Origin of the sequence: Photobacterium sp. WH24 (assembly GCF_019204055.1) — a bacterium.
GTDB lineage: Bacteria > Pseudomonadota > Gammaproteobacteria > Enterobacterales > Vibrionaceae > Photobacterium > Photobacterium arenosum.
On sequence record NZ_JAGSOZ010000002.1, the window covers coordinates 173,948 to 191,498 of the forward strand.

Sequence of the window (17,551 nt, forward strand, 5' to 3'; positions counted from 1 at the left end):
TGAAGTAAAAAGCCCCGGCTCTTACAAGCAGGGGCTTCATTATATCCGGGGCTCAATTCTGACGGCTCAGATCTCACGCCACCAGGCTGTGGTGACAGGAAGCTGTGTCAGCGCCATTGGCTGGCCAAATACAGGGGTTGTGAGAGTAATACCGCGCTCTTTGGAGACCGAGCGGATACGTTCCAACGGTTCGTACCAGGCATGAAACGCCAGATCAAAAGTTCCGTTGTGGATGGGCATCATGATGTTGCCCTGTAAGTCCAGATGGGCCTGTGCCGATTCTTCCGGCGTCATATGCACGCTGGCCCAGTCTTTATCATAAGCGCCGGTTTCGATCATAGTCAGATCAAAAGGGCCGTATTTGTGCCCGATGGCCTTAAAACCGTCGAAATAACCGGAATCGCCACTGAAATACAAACTGGTGTCCTCCTTTTTGATCACCCATGATCCCCATAAGGTCTGATTCGCGTCCGTCAGTCCGCGTCCTGAAAAATGTTGGGTCGGCGTAAACGCTATCATGGCATCCCTGCTCTGGTGTTCCTGCCACCAGCCAAATGTCAGGATTTTCGCTTCATCAACGCCCCAGTCTTTCAAATCACCTTCTACCCCCAGAGGCACCAGAAACTGCGAGGTTTTCGCGGCCAGTTGTTTTATCGCCGCTTTATCTAAATGGTCATAATGATTATGGGAAATCAGCACTTTATCTATAGGCGGCAATGCATCTATGCTGATAGGCGCAGGATGAAAGCGCTTAGGCCCTAAAAATGAAAAAGGCGAGGCGCGCTCAGAAAACACAGGATCAAGCAGCCAGTACTCACTATTCACTTTGAGTAAGATGGAAGAGTGGCCTAATTTAACGACATGAATGGCATCTGTGCTCAGCGCATCCAACTGCCCTCTGCTCAACGCCTGGACAGGTACTGCACTGCTGGGCGATACATCCACCCGCTTCTCTGTGATATAGCGAGTCAGGATACCCAGTGTCTTCATCAAGCCCGGCTGCTCGCGGTGTTTGGCATTATGAAAGGTCCCTTCATAAAAGCGCTCAGACTGAGCGGCGGTTTCCGTCATCTCGGCAGATAAGTTGTTATTCACGATCATCACTCCGACTGCTATACCCACGGCACAGGTTAATGCCCATCGACAGATACGCATGTTTCCCCACCCAATAAAGTAAACTATACGGTGTAGTTTTACACTCAAACAAAGAAAAGTAAACTCTGTAGTGCAAGTTTTTTTGCGTTTGGCTACAATGCCGGGGTGAATAGTGAGGACTGGCATGACGTTATCAGAGAAAAAGAGGCTGGCGATTCTGGACGCCGCTGAAACCCTGTTTCATCAGCAGGGAGTCGAACAGACAAGTATGGATCAGGTCTCCAGTGAGGCCGGCGTCTCAAAGCGCACCGTGTATAACCACTTCGCCACCAAGCAGGTACTGTTTGAAGCTATCCTGGCACGCATGTTTGAGCAGTTGAGCAAGGGAGTGGACAAACCCTTTAATGCTAGTCGGGACATTGCAGAGCAGCTGACAGAAATTGCCGGGCAGGAGGTCGCCCTACTGACCTCACCGCAGCTGTTACGCATCGCCAAAATTGCCTTTATGCAAATGTTGCAGCAACCCGAACTGATGCAGTCGCTTGATAATACAGACATCGGCTGTATGACTGCGCTGGTGCAATTTTTACAGGAAGCCAATTCAGCCGGTGTGCTGATGGTGGAAGATTGCGACTTCGCAGCGCGGCAGTTTGTCTACCAGCTGAAAGCCTTTACGTTTTACCCGAAACTCTATGGGTTCAGCGCACTAGAGAATGCCGATGAGCAAAGCGTGATCGAAGAAACAGTGAAGATGTTTGTGGCAAGGTATGGCTCTGTACACTAAATCCCGCCACTGACATTTTCATGCACAATTGAATGAGGATAAAAAGGCTTAAGCTCGCCTCTCGCAGGTTGATGACAAGAAAAAAGCGAGCGTAAGTTTTTGAGCGGCAGAAACGACAAAGCCCCGACTTTCGTCGAGGCTTTGTCGTTGAAGTTGGTGCCCGGGGCCGGACTTGAACCGGCACAGTGTTACCACCGGCGGATTTTGAATCCGCTGCGTCTACCAATTTCGCCACCCGGGCAATGGCGGTCATTATACGTATACGGTGTTGATGTGCAAGCAACTTTATGAAGAGTGACACACCGTTTGCTGCATTTTTCATCACTGCGGCTTTTTCCCATGCATAATGTTGCCAATCCAGTCGACACTATGAGGTGCAATGGCACGGTAACTCGCGACTTGAGTACCCTGAGCCTGGAACTATTGCTACACTGTGCCGCAGTTTTTTTAGGGCAGGTAGGTTTGCCTGCCCTCTTTACTCTTTCTGGTGGAACCATGACAACAACAGTGAAAAAGGACATGACGCAAACCAAACAATATCCGGGGCTATTTCGCCGGATCGGGGCCTGGATTTATGACGCTCTGGTCGTCGCAGCGGTACTGATGCTGGCAGGCGGCCTTGCCATGGCCATTATTGCTCTGCTGCTCAGCAGCGGCGCACTGAGCCTGGGCAACTATGCTGATGCCAGTGAATATCTCACCCGGCATCCGGTTGCTGCACCGATATACTCTGTGTATCTGGGTGCCACCATAGTCGCCTTCTTTGGCTATTTCTGGTGCAAGGCTGGCCAGACTCTGGGAATGCGCGCCTGGAAGCTGCGCATTCAAAATGCCGATGGTTCAAATATTCGTTTTACCCAAGCCCTTATCCGCATGGCGACATCGGCCTTTGGCCTGGGCAATTTGCTGGTGCCTTTCAGCCACACCAAACAATCACTGCAGGATTTGATGGCAGAATGTGAAATGGTGCTGCTGCCAAAACCCAACTGATCGGCAGATCGAACGTGCAAAAAAGGCGCCTGAACGGCGCCTTTTGTCTATCTGTCATCGGAGCCTGTCATCAGACTCAGAGTTTGCGTCGGAGCAGATAGAGGGTAATAAAGAGGAAAACCAGACTTGGCCCCAACGCACCTATAACAGGGTGCAAACGGTACACCATACTCAGCGGGCCGAACACTTCATTAGAAATGTAGAAAGCAAACCCGAAGATCACCCCGGACAGTACCCGTGCACCCATAGTTACGGAACGTAACGGCCCGAAAACGAAAGACAGAGCCAGCAGCATCATGACGGCTATTGAGAACGGCTGCAGGGCTTTACGCCAGAATGCCAGCTCATAGCGGGAGGCATCCTGCTTGGTGTCTTTTAAATACTGCACATAATCGTATACACCTGAAAGTGCCAGTTCTTCCGGCTTGACTGTGACCACGGCCAGCTTATCCGGGGTCAGACTGGTCTGCCAGATTTTGGTGTCGAAATGGGTATTTTCCTGCTTTTCTTCGCCAATGTGGGTCACAGTGACATCTTTCAGCTCCCAGCCTTTTCCGTCGAGAAAAGTCGCAGAGCGGGCAAACAAACTGTCTTTCAGCGCGTCTTTTTCATCAAATTCCCAGATGTTTATCGCGTTAAGATTGGTTTGTTCATGAATTCGGCCAATGTAAATAAAGTCGTTATCATCTTTGGCCCAGACCCCGCGCTGTACCGAAAACACATTACCGCCAGAAGTCCAGATCGCACGTAATTCCCGCGCTGCTTTCTGCGCTTCCGGGGCTCCCCACTGCCCCAGCACCATCACCAGCAACATCAGTGGCACAGCGGTTTTCAGCACCGACAGGCCGATATCCAGCTTAGAGAAGCCTGCCGCCTGCATAACCACCAGCTCTGAACTGGACGCCAGTGTGCCCAGACCTATCAGCGCTCCCAGCAATACTGCCATCGGGAAGAACATTTCGATATCACGTGGTGCGCTGAGCAGCACAAAGAGTAATGCTTTCCATAAATCGTACGTCCCGTCGCCCACTTTACGCAGCTGTTCCACGTATTTGATGATGGCTGACAGACCCACCAGGGTCGACAGCGTCAGAGCAGAAGTGGCAATAATGGTACGGCCAATGTACCAGTCGAGAATTTTAAACATCAGCCGCGTCTCCGGAATTTGTCTCTGAATTGTCGCATTGGCAGCGAGTCCCAACTGTTGAGCCCAATCGCCACTAACAGCATGACAATATTAATACTCCACAATCCGACACCGACCGGCAGCCCACCATCTTCCACCGCCGATTTCGCCGCGCTGATCGCCAGGAAATAACAAAGATAGATCAGCACCGCAGGCACCAGTTTGGCAAAGCGCCCCTGCCGCGGATTCACTGCCGATAAAGGCACCACCACCATGGTCAGCAGCGGGATACAGATCACCAGGGACATCCGCCACTGGAATTCGGCCTGGGCCGCCAGTTCTGGCCGCTGCATCAGGGCCAGAGTTGGCAATGCATCCCAGTCACGATCTTTTTCTTTGACTGCACGCTGGCCAATCACCGCCTGATAATTATCAAAAGCCGTGATGGAATAGTCCAAACGGGTCGGCAGTCCCTCATAGCGGACGCCATCCTGAAGATCGAGAACCTGGCGGCCATCTTTGAGTACATCCACAGTACCGCTGTTGGCAAACATCACACTGGGACGCAATGTGTTACTGGCAGTCGGCTGTGCGACGAATACCCGGTGCAGCTTGCTGCCCTTGTCAGAAATATCATCGACGAACACCACGCCACGGCCATCCGGCGCGCCCTGAAACTGGCCTTTCACCAACAGATCCAGACCTGAGTCTGCTTCCACTTTCTCCATGACCTGAGTTTCTTTTTCGGCACTCCAGGGAGCCAGCCACAGCGCATTGAACGCCGCAATTGCCCCTGTGATAATCGCCAGCCACAATGCCGCCCGGATCAGGAAGGTGTTCCCGATACCGGTTGCATTCATTACCGTGATTTCACTTTCGGCATATAATCGTCCGAAAGTGAGCAGGATCCCAATATATAAACTCAACGGCAGCATCAGCATCGCCATTGAGGGCATATAAAGCCCCATCAGAGTCAGCACCAGATCACCAGGAATGGATCCGTCTGTCGCATCAGCCAGAATGCGGATAAACTTCTGACTGATAAAGATAAGAAACAATACAAAAAGGACCGCTACCTGGCTCTTGATTGTCTCACGTGTCAAATAACGAACAATAATCACGCGTTATATACCCATAGAAAACTTGTTTTTTTGCTGGAATCACTATAATTTTCCGGTAAATCAGTTATTTTTTTATCTTTCGGCTAACTGTCAGCCTGCACTTTGATCTTAACCTGAATTCAAGAACCAACAAGTAAGTGCGGTATTATCTAACATTTAGCCCTAATTGTCTTTATAGGATGTAGGAGTACGCATGGAGTTCAGTGTAAAAAGTGGTAGCCCCGAGAAACAGCGCAGTGCCTGTATCGTCGTTGGCGTCTTTGAACCACGCCGCCTCTCTCCAATTGCTGAACAACTGGATAAGATCAGCGAGGGTTACATCAGTTCCCTGCTGCGTCGTGGTGATCTGGAAGGAAAGCCTGGCCAGATGCTGTTGCTTCACCATGTCCCGAACGTTCTTTCCGAGCGCGTTTTACTCGTTGGCTGTGGTAAAGAGCGTGAGCTGGATGAACGCCAGTACAAACAAATTATTAAGCAAACTATTAGCACGCTGAATGAAACCGGGTCAATGGAAGCCGTCTGCTTCCTGACTGAACTGCACGTTAAAGGCCGTGATACTTACTGGAAAGTCCGTCAGGCGGTTGAGACCACCAAAGACAGCCTCTACACCTTTAACCAGTTCAAGAGCACCAAGCCGGAAACCCGCCGCCCGCTGCGCAAGCTGGTTTTCAATGTCCCGACACGCCGCGAGCTGTCACTGGGTGAACGTGCTATCAGCCATGGTCTGGCGATCGCTTCAGGTGTCCGCGCAGCGAAAGATCTGGGCAATATGCCGCCTAACGTGGCGAATCCGGCCTACCTGGCCTCTCAGGCCCGCCGGCTGGCAGACGACTTCGACACCGTCAGCACCAAAATCATTGGCGAGCAGGAAATGAAAGAGCTGGGCATGACCTCGTATCTGGCCGTGGGCCAGGGCTCGAAAAATGAAGCCATGATGTCGATCATTGAGTACAAAGGTCACCCTGATCCTAATGCCAAGCCGCTGGTGCTGGTCGGTAAAGGTCTGACGTTTGACTCAGGCGGTATTTCCATCAAGCCGTCAGCCAACATGGACGAGATGAAATACGACATGTGTGGCGCGGCTACCGTATTCGGTGCCATGCGTTCACTGGCGAAACTGAATCTGCCCATCAATGTGATAGGCGTGCTGGCAGGCTGTGAAAACATGCCGGGCGGCAATGCCTACCGTCCGGGTGACATCCTGACCACTATGTCAGGGCAAACCGTGGAAGTGCTCAATACCGATGCCGAAGGCCGCCTGGTATTGTGTGACGCACTGACTTACGTTGAGCGCTTTGAGCCTGAGTGCGTGATTGACGTCGCCACTCTGACCGGCGCCTGCGTAGTGGCCCTGGGCAATCACATCAGCGGTCTGATGGCTAACCATAACCCGCTGGCGCATGAGCTGGTCAACGCCTCTGAGCAGGCCGGCGACCGCGCATGGCGCCTGCCAATGAACGATGAATACCATGAACAGCTGGCCAGCCCGTTTGCGGATCTGGCCAACATAGGTACACCGGGCGCTGGCACAATTACCGCAGGGTGCTTCCTGTCGCGCTTCACCAAGAAATATAACTGGGCGCACCTCGACATCGCAGGGACCGCCTGGACAGGCGGTAAAAACAAAGGCGCAACCGGACGTCCGGTACCTTTGCTGGTCCAGTTCCTGCTCAACCGGGCCGGGCTGGAAAACCTCGATTAACCATCATCGACAGAGGGGCCAGCCGGCCCCTTTTTTCGGATAAGACATTATGAGCCATGCTACCTTTTATATCATTGACGACGCCGAACCTGAGGCGAGGCTGAAACTGGCCGGTCAGCAAGCAGCATGGTGGTATCAGCAAGGCCAGTCTGTGTTCCTGCTGGCGGAAACCCGTGAGCAGGCCGAATGGCTGGACGAATACCTCTGGCAGCAAGATCCGGACAACTTCGTGCCCCACAACCTGATTGGAGAAGGCCCCAGACAGGGTTCTCCGGTTGAAATCGGCTGGCCCGGCCTGCGACACAGCGGTCGCCGGGCAATACTGATCAATCTCAGTCAGGATGCACCAAATTTTGCCGTGACCTTTGCACAAGTGGTAGACTTCGTGCCTTGCGATGAAAAACTCAAGCAGCAGGCCCGCGAACGCTATAAAGCGTACCGGTTGGCAGGCATTCAATTGCAGACCACACCTGCGCCTGAATCGCCCTAATTCCACCTAGATCCATCAAGAGCGCTATGGAAAAGACATACAACCCACAATCGATTGAACAAGCGCTGTATAAGCGCTGGGAAGAGGCAGGTTACTTCAAGCCTCACGGTGACACGACGAAAGATGCCTACAGCATCATGATCCCACCGCCAAACGTCACGGGCAGCCTGCACATGGGCCACGCGTTCCAGGATTCCATCATGGATACCCTGATCCGCTGTGAGCGCATGAAAGGCAAAAACACCCTGTGGCAGGTCGGTACTGACCACGCTGGTATCGCGACTCAAATGGTTGTGGAGCGTAAGATCGCAGCAGAAGAAGGCAAAACCAAGCACGATTACGGTCGTGATGCCTTCATCGACAAGATCTGGGAATGGAAAGGCGAATCCGGCGGCACCATCACCAAACAGCTGCGCCGCCTGGGTGCTTCTGTTGACTGGGATCGCGAACGCTTCACTATGGACGAAGGGCTGTCTAACGCCGTGCGTGAAGTCTTCGTGCGTCTGTATGAAGACGATCTGATTTACCGTGGCAAGCGCCTGGTAAACTGGGATCCTAAGCTGCACACCGCCATTTCGGATCTGGAAGTCGAGAACAAAGACAAGAAAGGCCACATGTGGCACTTCCGCTACCCGCTGGCCGACGGTGTCAAAACCGCAGACGGTAAAGACTACATTGTGGTTGCTACCACCCGTCCTGAAACCATGCTGGGTGATACAGGCGTTGCGGTTAACCCTGAAGATCCACGTTACAAAGATCTGATCGGCCAGCACATTCTGCTGCCAATCATCAATCGTCGCATCCCTATTGTCGGTGACGAACACGCCGACATGGAAAAAGGCACGGGTTGTGTAAAAATCACCCCGGCGCACGATTTCAACGACTACGAAGTCGGTAAACGCCACAGCCTGCCGATGATCAACATCCTGACCTTCGATGCCAACATCCGCAACGAAGCTGAAGTCTTTAACAGCAATGGCGAACCCACAGATGCTTACAGCACCGACCTTCCGGCTGCCTACCAGGGCATGGAACGATTCGAAGCGCGTAAAGCCATCGTGGCCGAGTTCGATCAGCTGGGTCTGCTGGATGAAGTCAAAGATCACGACCTGACTGTCCCTTACGGCGACCGTGGTGGCGTAGTGATCGAACCCATGCTGACCGACCAGTGGTACGTGCGCACTGCCCCGCTGGCTGCACCGGCGGTGAAAGCGGTTGAAGACGGCGATATCAAATTCGTACCTAAGCAGTACGAGAACATGTACTTCTCCTGGATGCGCGACGTACAGGACTGGTGTATTTCCCGTCAGCTGTGGTGGGGTCACCGCATCCCGGCCTGGTACGACAACGACGGTAAGGTCTATGTGGGCCGCACCGAAGAAGAAGTACGTGAGAAGTACAGCCTGGCCCCTGTCGTGGTGCTGAAACAAGACAATGACGTGCTGGACACCTGGTTCTCCTCTGCCCTGTGGACCTTCGGCACCCAGGGCTGGCCGGAGCAGACGGACGATCTGAAAGTCTTCCACCCGTCAGATGTGCTGGTGACAGGTTTCGACATCATCTTCTTCTGGGTTGCCCGCATGATCATGATGACCATGCACTTCTGTAAAGACGAAGACGGCAAAGCCCAGGTACCGTTCAAAACCGTTTATGTCACCGGTCTGATCCGTGATGAGAACGGCGACAAAATGTCGAAATCGAAAGGTAACGTGCTGGACCCGATCGACATGATCGACGGTATTGATCTGGAGTCTCTGGTACAGAAACGTACCGGCAACATGATGCAGCCAAAGCTGGCGGCGAAGATCGAGAAGAATACCCGCAAGACGTTCGAAAACGGCATTGAACCTTACGGCACCGATGCCCTGCGTTTCACCCTGGCCGCCATGGCGTCCACCGGTCGTGACATCAACTGGGACATGAAACGCCTGGAAGGTTACCGTAACTTCTGTAACAAGCTGTGGAACGCCAGCCGCTACGTGCTGATGAACACCGAAGATCAGGATTGCGGTTTTGCCGACGGTGCCGAGCTGGAATACTCACTGGCTGACAAGTGGATCGAGTCGCAGTTCGAGCTGGCCGCGAAAGAGTTCAATGCCCACATTGAAAACTTCCGTCTGGACATGGCTGCCAACACGATCTACGAGTTCATCTGGAACCAGTTCTGTGACTGGTATCTGGAGCTGACCAAGCCAGTGCTGTGGAAAGGCAGCGAAGCCCAGCAACGTGCGACCCGCCGTACTCTGATCACTGTGCTGGAGAAGACTCTGCGTCTGGCCCATCCGGTGATCCCGTACATCACGGAAACCATCTGGCAGAGCGTGAAACCACTGGTGAAAGGCGTAGAAGGCGACACCATCATGACTCAGGCACTGCCTCAGTATGATGACGCAAACTTCAATGCGGACGCACTGGCTGACATCGAGTGGGTGAAGCAATTCATCACCAGCATCCGTAACCTGCGCGCCGAGTACGACATCGCACCAAGTAAAGGTTTGAATGTGATGCTCAAAGCCGCTGATGACAAAGACGCGGCCCGCCTGCAGCAAAATCAGGCCGTTCTGGTGGCGCTGGCGAAGCTGGACAGCCTGCAGGTGCTGGCAGACGGCGAAGCAACCCCAGCCTGTGCCACGGCACTGGTCGGCAAGTCTACCCTGATGATCCCGATGGCTGGCCTGATCGACAAAGACGCCGAGCTGGCGCGTCTGGACAAAGAAATGGCCAAGACACAGGGCGAGATCAAACGCATCGCGGGCAAACTGGGTAACGAAGGTTTCGTGGCGAAAGCCCCGGAAGCCGTGGTGGCCAAAGAGCGCGAGAAGCTGGAAGGTTACAAAGAAACCCTGATTAAACTGGAAGAGCAGAAAGCGACCATCGCAGCGCTGTAAGCGATGTCCGTCGACATCAAAAAACAAAAAAGAGGCCGGATGGCCTCTTTTTTTATCCTGTTTTTCGGCATGCTGACGACACTTTAAACCCGCAGACTAGTCTGCCGTGCACGTCACCCCTGGCTGGACTTCAACAGCGATATAGACGCCTAACCCCCTCAGTTCGGTCATTTGTGAACAAGGCACATGAACTGCTCCAGTAAGATCCACCTTTTTCAAATACCTGGCTGGTTGGCTTCTCTTCATTTCAATCACCGGACTGATATCGGTGCCCTTGAATGCTTGTAAAGAAATCTCGCTGACTGATTTAAACCTTCTGAAAACCGACAGATCTGTCACCTCGGTGTGAGACACATCAATTGTGCTTAACCTGGTTAAGGATGCCAGAGGTGACAAATCGGCCACTTTCGTATGTGACACATCAAGGGTAACCATTCCTTTTAAGGTGCCCAGAGAAGATAGATCTGAGACTTTGGTGCCTGACAAATTCAACCTATCCAATTGAGTTAACGCTGCCAATTGAGAGATATCGATCAGCGGATTGCCCGACAGATCCAGCCGATACAAATTGGATTGATGTTCCAACCCAAGCAAGGTGATATCCGTCAGTCCCAAGTCAGAGATCCCTAATGAACGAATTCGCTCATTTTCCTGTAAGAAACTGAAGTTCTCTATCTGCGTTTTCCCTATATTGATATTACTCAAGCCCGGTAGCTGCTGGAAGATATGACCATCAGTCAGTCCTGTGCCATAAAAATTCCCGGTATACAGCTCAGCCAATTGAGGCAGAGCACTAAAGTCGGTCAACAACGGACTGTTCTTGAGGCTTAACTGCCCCAGTTTCAGTACCGTGAATGCCGTTAGATCCGTCATCACTGTCTGCTCAATGGCGAGACTACGCAGATTTGGCAGGCTCGCTAAGGGGGTGACATCCGTGATCTGGTTTTGCGCTTTCACGATAAAGTTAATTAGATAGGCAAATTGCTCCATGCCATCCAACTGGCTGATCCCCGCATACTCAGGACCACATTGAAGACTTCTTAAGTCCCCGATATCACGGACTTTCGGAGAGTGTGACTCAATACATTGGCGCAGTTGCGGATCGATAATTTTATCCAGTACAGCATTGGGATAAGGCTGTACCTCAATCGAAAATATCTCTGAAGCGGTCAGTTCATCCGAATCGCTGACCGTGACTTCGAAGGTCAGGGTTTCAGCTAGATCTCCATTGAGTTCAGGCAAGCCAATTCTGAAAGAGTTTCTGGATTGCTTCACTGTGAATTTCGCTGCCGGCCCACTGAGCTGCTGTAAAGAATAAAAACGAATACCACCAATCCCTGTGTCTTGAGCCTGCACCAGCACATTGATTTGCGCCCTTTCATAACCATCACTGGAAGAAATTGACAGTATTTCAGGTGGCGTACTTCGATAGAAACTCCTTCCTACGATGCTGTCATACTCTGTAATTTTGGCTTTATTCTGAGGTGATTTAATAAAGCTGTAGACCCCTCGATACAAAGCATTCAGTGTCTCAATATCATCAATTTTTCCGTTATCGGATAAGTCTTCAGACACCCGATCCAGCCAGTCGGTTAAACTCTGTGAATGTGTGTGCATGGCAACCATAGCCGCTGCCAGAGCGAGTGCATAATCAGACTCAGAACTGTAGCGTTCAAACTTGCTCGACGGATCCATGAGATTCAGGGGTTCATTGTTAACAAGACCATATACACCAAATGCCCTGGACACATCAAGTGCAGCTTGTTCAACCTTGCTAACGTCCAGGGTTTCCCCTAAATGTTTTGCCCGGCGGAAAGCAAGCTCAGTAAAAGGGGTGATATTCAACGACGTAATTGTGGCTTTCATGTTTTTGACGGCACGCAGGGTCTGTTCTAACGATACAGTCTGTCCCGTCGCTTCGCTGACATACGTGCCACCCGTCACCTCAGCGATGACCAAACCCTGATAAGCATTGCTATTCCTGACCTGATACCGGCCATCCGAAGCTGTAGTGGTTTCCCCGATGAGGGTACCGTCAACCTGAGTGATTTTGACCCTTGCCCCCTGAATCGGTCCTTTGAACACCACTCCTGAAATCACGGGAATCGGCAACACCCTGACATAGTAAGTTTGACTGACACTTAAGCCACCTGAGTCAGTCACGGTTAACTCGAATGCCAGGGTCTGTTTTTTTACCGTCTCGGCTGCCTTGACAGTCATTGCCTCGGTGTCAGCACCGTCCATTAGCGCTGCTGGCCCCATCACCTGACGCCAGTGATAAAACAATTGCCCTTTATCATCGGTGATGTCAGGTGCTATGCGCAGTTGATGGTTTGCATAGACAGACAGCATGTCTAACGGGGCCACAACAGGATAAGTATTGCGGTAATGTTGCGCCTTGTTCACCGCCACTTTGTTCTGCGCTGAATCGAGAAAAGCATTGATCCCTTTATTTAACCGGGTGAGTTGCAGCTCATCATCAAGCTTGCTGTTGTCCGCAATATCCTGATTCAGTTCGAACATCAAGTGACTGAGCTTGATATCCTCCGCTTCGGCGGCCTTCGTCATACCGGCAATGACCAGCGCATAGTCGACTCTTCCGCCCGTTTCGCCCACGTTCGCTTCATCCAGCAGATCGACTGGCGCTTCGCTGACAATGTCCAAATCCAACTGCATGGCTTCCGCCACCTTGCGGTTTGCAGCAACGACAAGCTCAGGCACTAAAAAAGGCAGCTCGCGCACGGCCATTTCCGTCAGTAACGTCACATTCATGACAGAGTCTTTTTCTGTCAGTACTTTCACGGAACGGAGCGTTTCAGTAAGAGGCGTTCGCATGCCCGTTGCTTCGTTAATGTAGTCCCCGCCGGTCGCATCAATCTGCACAACCCCACGATAAGACGCATCCAGCGACAGGGTGTAAAAACCTTGATCATCGGTCACCGTACTTGCCAACGCGTTGCCATCGGCATCAAACGCGGTGACGGTCGCGTACGCAACCGGCCCTTTAAATACCTGGCCGCTGACCCTGGTTGATATATCTTCAACCGGCGGTTTATCTGATTTTTTATCACCACTGGCGCTGTCACTGCCTCCGCCGTTACAGGCAGTCAGAAAAATCACACTTGCAAGTAACACTATTTGTTTGATGTTTGAATATGTCAGCATCGCCATTTCCGTTTTATAACGCAATCCGATAAGAAAGCACAGTGATAAACCCTTGTTCAGCAACAGGATAGTCAGCACGTCCCCTGCGTTATCAGGAGAAAGGCTTGGTATTTAAATATGCTACTGATTTATTAATATTCCGGAGGCGAAAGATACCTTGCATATACAATGCATTGCAATATTTGATTTATGCACCTGATTGAGTTTTGCGTTCTTATCTGGACACAAAGCGACCATCGCAGCGCTGTAAGCGATGTCCATTGCTTCAGACAAAAAAAAGCGACCGATATCGGTCGCTTTTTTATGCCACAATTTTAAACCGAATCTCCGGCCTGAATCGGATGGATACTATTTCAAGGCCTGAACCCGTTGCTCCAGCTCAGGGTGACTTTGTAGCCACTCAGGTAAATCGCTGTCGCCATAGTGTTCCATAAAACGGTTGAACATGGCGGCCATCGGTTCTGTGGTGCCATAGTTTTTCCGCATCTGCTCGGCCGCAAACTGATCCGCTTCGCGCTCGGCATCCCGCGAGTATCCGCTGGAAGCAACAAATACGCCTGTGCTGGTCAGCATATCCGCCATCCCAGAGCTGTCACCGACAATCAGTGCGGTGGCCACAGAAATCAGCGCCGATTGCACCACAGACTCCATCACATGCTGATGATACACATGCCCGACTTCATGCAACAAAATACTGTCCAGCTCGGCGGGTGTGGTGGCCATTTCCACCAGTGAGTCCAGCACGATCACTGTGCCATCGCTCAGGGCAAAGGCATTCGGGCCATGCGGCCAGGATCGAAACACTATCTTCAGCTCAAAAGGTAACGGCGGCAGGTTATCCTGTAATAAGGCAAACCTGTCCTGTATTTGCCACTGTTCCTGGGCATCAAGCTGAGAAGGTGCCAGCATATGATCGTCCAGCGTCTCCAGGACATGCTCGCCCAGATACACAGGCACGGCTTGCGGCAGCAGACGCGTGAGCATATGACTGGCCGCCGGAATACCGTAACGATAAGCGCCCAGACACAATACGGCCACCAGCGCCGCACTGGCCACTATCGCCAGCCAGTTTCGCTCCAGCCTGTGTACCCAGCGCTGAGGCTGAATTGTGTTGTGGCGAACCCACTCGGCCAGTTCATAATCCAGACCCGCTTTGAACTGCCAGCCATCAGCAAAACCAATGCTGGCGGGCAAGGCGCCCAATGGCGGCGATATCTTCAGCTCGGCCACGGCAGCCATGACAATATGCTCGCCGCAGCGCAATGTCACCTGACCCGTCTGACCGCAGTCCAGCTCAGCTTCCCGCCGCTCAGAACTGAGCGGCGGGTGGCAGAAGCCTTTGATGATCATCCAATTCCTACTCCGACATCAAAGGCCTGAGCCACTTCGTCGGCAATGGCCGCACCGCCCTCGAAGGCTTCGCCCGTCACGTTAAGCAGAGACAAATCACCGATGACAGCCGTGTTATCGGCCAGGTAACGCTGAGTACGCACCATGGCCCAGGGACGGGCCAGTCCCAGTGTCAGCAGTTGCATCAGGATATTCGACACAATCAGCCAGACAAAAGCTGGCGTTCTCAGTGAAGAGGAAAAGCCATACTCTGGCTCACCGGCCGCTTTCAGCTGAGCAAAGGTGTAATTGCGGGTGCGGGCTTTCACAAATGCCGATACGGCAACCATCACCAGCAACATACCTATATAAACGATAAATATTGCCAGGAAAGGCCAGAGCGAACCGCCTTGCAGGTTATCCAATTGCCCGCTGGCAATGGATGACACCGCCCCCACGCCAGCCACCAGCACAAACACGCCGATCAGCGCCACAAACAGCCCTAATCCGAGCAAAGACGCCAGCGCTGTGGTTTTCACGAAAAAACCTGTCCCTATCTCAGCGCTAAACTGACGGTCACCATACTGGTAACCATTGGCAAAATAGCGGGTGATGGTGGCCGTGATATTAGCAAATACATAGATATAAGCGGCAACAGCCAGTAACGCAAACAGCGCGCCGACTAACAGCGATTTATCAAATACCATGGCAGTGATCACAAACAGGATCACCAGCGGAATCATGGAAACCAAACCACATCCCAACATGGCCCAATACGCCCCTTTCACCGAGCCGTTAAAGTTAAAACGCACATTGCGGTAGCTGCTCATGCGAGCATCAAAACGGGCATTATTGCGGGCCAGCAATGGATAAATGCCAAAAAAGGCCAGCATCAGAACAAGGGCGAAAAGCGGCATGAAATGGCTGGCGGTAAACCACACCAGCACACAGACAGAGGCAATAACACGGCCAATCAGGATCTGTTTCGGTGTGGCATGATAATCAAACCTATCTCCCGCCAGCTCAGTGTTACCGTAAAAATATTTCTTGGTGCGGACTTTCGCCCAGGCAGAATAAATCCCAAGAGTGACGACAGAGAGCAGAATATTCACGATCCAGATACCGAAAAATTCGCCCCCCTGGCCGTGAAACCTAACCTTGTTTTCCATTGTTTTTATCCTAAGTCTTCGCAAAAAATGTGAACAATCCAGCCTCATTGCTGGAAAAGTATATCTTCAATATAAACCAACCAAATGCAACCAACAGCATAAAGTTTTTGCGCACTGTTTGGTTCTGAAACAGCGCTCCCAATCATAAAGCGACGATAAGTCATTATTCATGTTTATTAATATCAAATCATAGAATTTAACTATTGATTGGATAGAATCAAACGCTTTTACTGATTACCTGGTCACGCCCATACTGAGAACATCTACAGAGGGTTTTACCATGAAAAAGACACTCAGCTTTGCTGCTATCCACTTTACCGTTGCCTTCAGCATCGCCTATTTGCTGACGGGTGATGTGATCCTCGGCAGCCTGATCGCCATGATTGAGCCTATGGTCAACACTGTGGCTTTTTATTTTCACGAGAAAGCCTGGCAATGGCCTGTGCTGAAACAGTCCCGCTTTGGCAAACCCGCCAATAAAACCCTGAGTTTTGCGGTGATCCATTTCAGTGTGGCCTTCAGCGTGGCGTATTTACTGAGCGGCAGCTGGATGATTGGCAGTGTGATGGCACTGATCGAACCATCGATCAATACGCTGGCTTATCTGGTACATGAAACCTTCTGGCAGCGCAAAGAGCAGCGCCGGCACCAAGCCGCTTTCTCATCCTGCCAGCATCACTCGTTCATCCATTAACTTGCATTAACTTGTACTCTGTTGACATAGTTGTGGCTCGCAATTATATTTAGTTGCAAATCACAACAATATGGATAAAGCATCATGGATGCCCAGACACTCCGCCAGTTATCCCGTCAGCTTGTGCGTCAACTCGGCATGCTCGACAGCCAGTGTGGCAACATGGATCTCACCCCGGTTCAGGCCCATGCCCTGATTGAACTGGAGGCGAATCCCTGCACGGTCAACGACATGGCCGCCCTGCTCAATGTGGATAAATCCAACGCCAGCCGCACGCTGGCGGTGCTGAGCAACAGCGGGCTGATCGTCAGCCATCCGCACCCTGATGACAAACGCAGCCAGATTGCCAGCCTTACCTCGGCAGGCCAGTCCAGGCTGGCTGAACTGCACCAGAGACTGAATCAGCAGGTCGACGGCTTTCTGGCGCAAATGGACGCAGATGAAATCGAACAATTAGGCAAAAGTCTGGAGCGGTACCGCAAAGCCATGATGATGGCGGGCAGACAGCACAGCTACGAGATTCGTCCGCTGACGCCATTGGACAATGCGTCGATTGCGGCCGTGATCCGAAAAGTCTCTGCGGAATACGGACTGACAGCAGACAAGGGATATGGCGTAGCCGATCCCACCTTAGACAGCATGAGTGAGGTTTACCAGCCCGAAGGGCACGCTTACTGGGTTATTGAGCACCGCCACCGGGTGCTCGGAGGCGGCGGTATCGCCAGGCTGGCAGGCGAAGAAAATATCTGCGAGCTGCAGAAGATGTACTTCCTGCCTGAGCTGCGCGGTTTGGGTCTGGCGCGCAAGCTCGCGGTAAAGGCCCTGAAATTTGCCCGTGAGCAGGGCTACCGGGCCTGCTATCTGGAAACCACAGCCAATCTGACAGAAGCCATTGCGCTGTATGCATCGTTAGGTTTTGAACACACCAAAGAACCTATGGGCAACACAGGCCATGACGCCTGTGAGATCCGGATGGTGAAGTGGTTCTGAGCATCCGT

Annotated in this window: 13 protein-coding genes and 1 tRNA gene; 7 read left to right on the forward strand and 7 right to left on the reverse strand. The window is 52.0% G+C overall.

The window, feature by feature from the left end:
* Positions 1-66: 66 nt before the first annotated feature.
* Positions 67-1,155, reverse strand: coding sequence for an MBL fold metallo-hydrolase (locus KCG43_RS04070; protein ID WP_218383470.1), 1,089 nt, complete (start codon positions 1,153-1,155; stop codon positions 67-69).
* A 124-nt stretch (positions 1,156-1,279) separates the two neighbouring features.
* On the opposite strand from KCG43_RS04070, the gene KCG43_RS04075 reads away from it, so the two are divergent.
* Entirely contained in the window at positions 1,280-1,879 is a 600-nt protein-coding gene (locus KCG43_RS04075; protein ID WP_218383471.1) for a TetR/AcrR family transcriptional regulator, read from the forward strand.
* A 154-nt stretch (positions 1,880-2,033) separates the two neighbouring features.
* On the opposite strand, the gene KCG43_RS04080 is transcribed toward KCG43_RS04075, so the two are convergent.
* Positions 2,034-2,120 (reverse strand) — tRNA-Leu (locus KCG43_RS04080).
* A gap of 254 nt (positions 2,121-2,374) precedes the next feature.
* Here KCG43_RS04080 and KCG43_RS04085 point away from each other — a divergent pair.
* Positions 2,375-2,869, forward strand: coding sequence for an RDD family protein (locus KCG43_RS04085; protein WP_225445135.1), 495 nt, complete (start codon positions 2,375-2,377; stop codon positions 2,867-2,869).
* A gap of 76 nt (positions 2,870-2,945) precedes the next feature.
* Here KCG43_RS04085 and lptG read toward each other — a convergent pair whose 3' ends face one another.
* Both lptG and lptF read right to left on the reverse strand, forming a co-directional pair.
* On the reverse strand, positions 2,946-4,016 hold the full coding sequence (gene lptG, locus KCG43_RS04090) for an LPS export ABC transporter permease LptG (protein ID WP_192015485.1): 1,071 nt from the start codon (positions 4,014-4,016) through the stop codon (positions 2,946-2,948).
* Positions 4,016-5,116 carry an LPS export ABC transporter permease LptF gene (gene lptF / locus KCG43_RS04095; RefSeq protein ID WP_218383472.1) on the reverse strand — a complete coding sequence of 367 codons (1,101 nt, stop codon included), beginning with the start codon at positions 5,114-5,116 and terminating at the stop codon, positions 4,016-4,018. Before lptF ends, lptG begins: the two co-directional genes overlap by 1 nt.
* 193 nt (positions 5,117-5,309) lie before the next feature.
* On the opposite strand from lptF, the gene pepA reads away from it, so the two are divergent.
* Genes pepA through KCG43_RS04110 form a run of 3 tightly spaced genes read left to right on the forward strand, consistent with a single transcriptional unit; the run spans position 5,310 to position 10,196 of the window.
* Positions 5,310-6,818: a leucyl aminopeptidase gene (pepA, locus tag KCG43_RS04100; protein WP_192015483.1), complete on the forward strand. Its 1,509-nt coding sequence runs from the start codon at positions 5,310-5,312 to the stop codon at positions 6,816-6,818.
* A gap of 49 nt (positions 6,819-6,867) precedes the next feature.
* Positions 6,868-7,308, forward strand: coding sequence for a DNA polymerase III subunit chi (locus KCG43_RS04105; RefSeq protein ID WP_192015482.1), 441 nt, complete (start codon positions 6,868-6,870; stop codon positions 7,306-7,308).
* A gap of 26 nt (positions 7,309-7,334) precedes the next feature.
* Positions 7,335-10,196, forward strand: coding sequence for a valine--tRNA ligase (locus KCG43_RS04110; RefSeq protein ID WP_218383474.1), 2,862 nt, complete (start codon positions 7,335-7,337; stop codon positions 10,194-10,196).
* 96 nt (positions 10,197-10,292) lie between these two features.
* Here KCG43_RS04110 and KCG43_RS04115 read toward each other — a convergent pair whose 3' ends face one another.
* From KCG43_RS04115 to KCG43_RS04125, 3 genes are all read right to left on the reverse strand, one after another.
* On the reverse strand, positions 10,293-13,361 hold the full coding sequence (locus KCG43_RS04115; RefSeq protein WP_218383475.1) for a hypothetical protein: 3,069 nt from the start codon (positions 13,359-13,361) through the stop codon (positions 10,293-10,295).
* A gap of 348 nt (positions 13,362-13,709) precedes the next feature.
* Positions 13,710-14,711: a M48 family metallopeptidase gene (locus KCG43_RS04120; protein WP_218383476.1), complete on the reverse strand. Its 1,002-nt coding sequence runs from the start codon at positions 14,709-14,711 to the stop codon at positions 13,710-13,712.
* The gene (locus KCG43_RS04125; RefSeq protein WP_218383478.1) at positions 14,708-15,859 is read right to left on the reverse strand and encodes a YjgN family protein; all 1,152 of its coding nucleotides are present in this window, start codon (positions 15,857-15,859) and stop codon (positions 14,708-14,710) included. Before KCG43_RS04125 ends, KCG43_RS04120 begins: the two co-directional genes overlap by 4 nt.
* Positions 15,860-16,139: 280 nt before the next feature.
* Between KCG43_RS04125 and KCG43_RS04130 the strand changes: the two genes are divergently transcribed.
* Complete coding sequence (locus KCG43_RS04130; protein ID WP_218383481.1) at positions 16,140-16,553, forward strand: DUF2061 domain-containing protein; 414 nt, start codon at positions 16,140-16,142, stop codon at positions 16,551-16,553.
* A gap of 84 nt (positions 16,554-16,637) precedes the next feature.
* Positions 16,638-17,543: a bifunctional helix-turn-helix transcriptional regulator/GNAT family N-acetyltransferase gene (locus tag KCG43_RS04135; protein ID WP_218383484.1), complete on the forward strand. Its 906-nt coding sequence runs from the start codon at positions 16,638-16,640 to the stop codon at positions 17,541-17,543.
* Positions 17,544-17,551 lie beyond the last annotated feature (8 nt).

Excerpts from the sequence above, each read along its gene's own strand:
- KCG43_RS04135 (WP_218383484.1), top strand. The coding sequence starts at position 16,638 with ATGGATGCCCAGACACTCCGCCAGTTATCCCGTCAGCTTGTGCGTCAA.
- pepA (WP_192015483.1), top strand. The coding sequence starts at position 5,310 with ATGGAGTTCAGTGTAAAAAGTGGTAGCCCCGAGAAACAGCGCAGTGCC.
- KCG43_RS04085 (WP_225445135.1), top strand. The coding sequence starts at position 2,375 with ATGACAACAACAGTGAAAAAGGACATGACGCAAACCAAACAATATCCG.
- KCG43_RS04105 (WP_192015482.1), top strand. The coding sequence starts at position 6,868 with ATGAGCCATGCTACCTTTTATATCATTGACGACGCCGAACCTGAGGCG.
- lptG (WP_192015485.1), bottom strand. The coding sequence starts at position 4,016 with ATGTTTAAAATTCTCGACTGGTACATTGGCCGTACCATTATTGCCACT.
- KCG43_RS04075 (WP_218383471.1), top strand. The coding sequence starts at position 1,280 with ATGACGTTATCAGAGAAAAAGAGGCTGGCGATTCTGGACGCCGCTGAA.
- KCG43_RS04125 (WP_218383478.1), bottom strand. The coding sequence starts at position 15,859 with ATGGAAAACAAGGTTAGGTTTCACGGCCAGGGGGGCGAATTTTTCGGT.
- KCG43_RS04130 (WP_218383481.1), top strand. The coding sequence starts at position 16,140 with ATGAAAAAGACACTCAGCTTTGCTGCTATCCACTTTACCGTTGCCTTC.
- KCG43_RS04115 (WP_218383475.1), bottom strand. The coding sequence starts at position 13,361 with ATGCTGACATATTCAAACATCAAACAAATAGTGTTACTTGCAAGTGTG.
- KCG43_RS04110 (WP_218383474.1), top strand. The coding sequence starts at position 7,335 with ATGGAAAAGACATACAACCCACAATCGATTGAACAAGCGCTGTATAAG.
- KCG43_RS04120 (WP_218383476.1), bottom strand. The coding sequence starts at position 14,711 with ATGATCATCAAAGGCTTCTGCCACCCGCCGCTCAGTTCTGAGCGGCGG.
- KCG43_RS04070 (WP_218383470.1), bottom strand. The coding sequence starts at position 1,155 with ATGCGTATCTGTCGATGGGCATTAACCTGTGCCGTGGGTATAGCAGTC.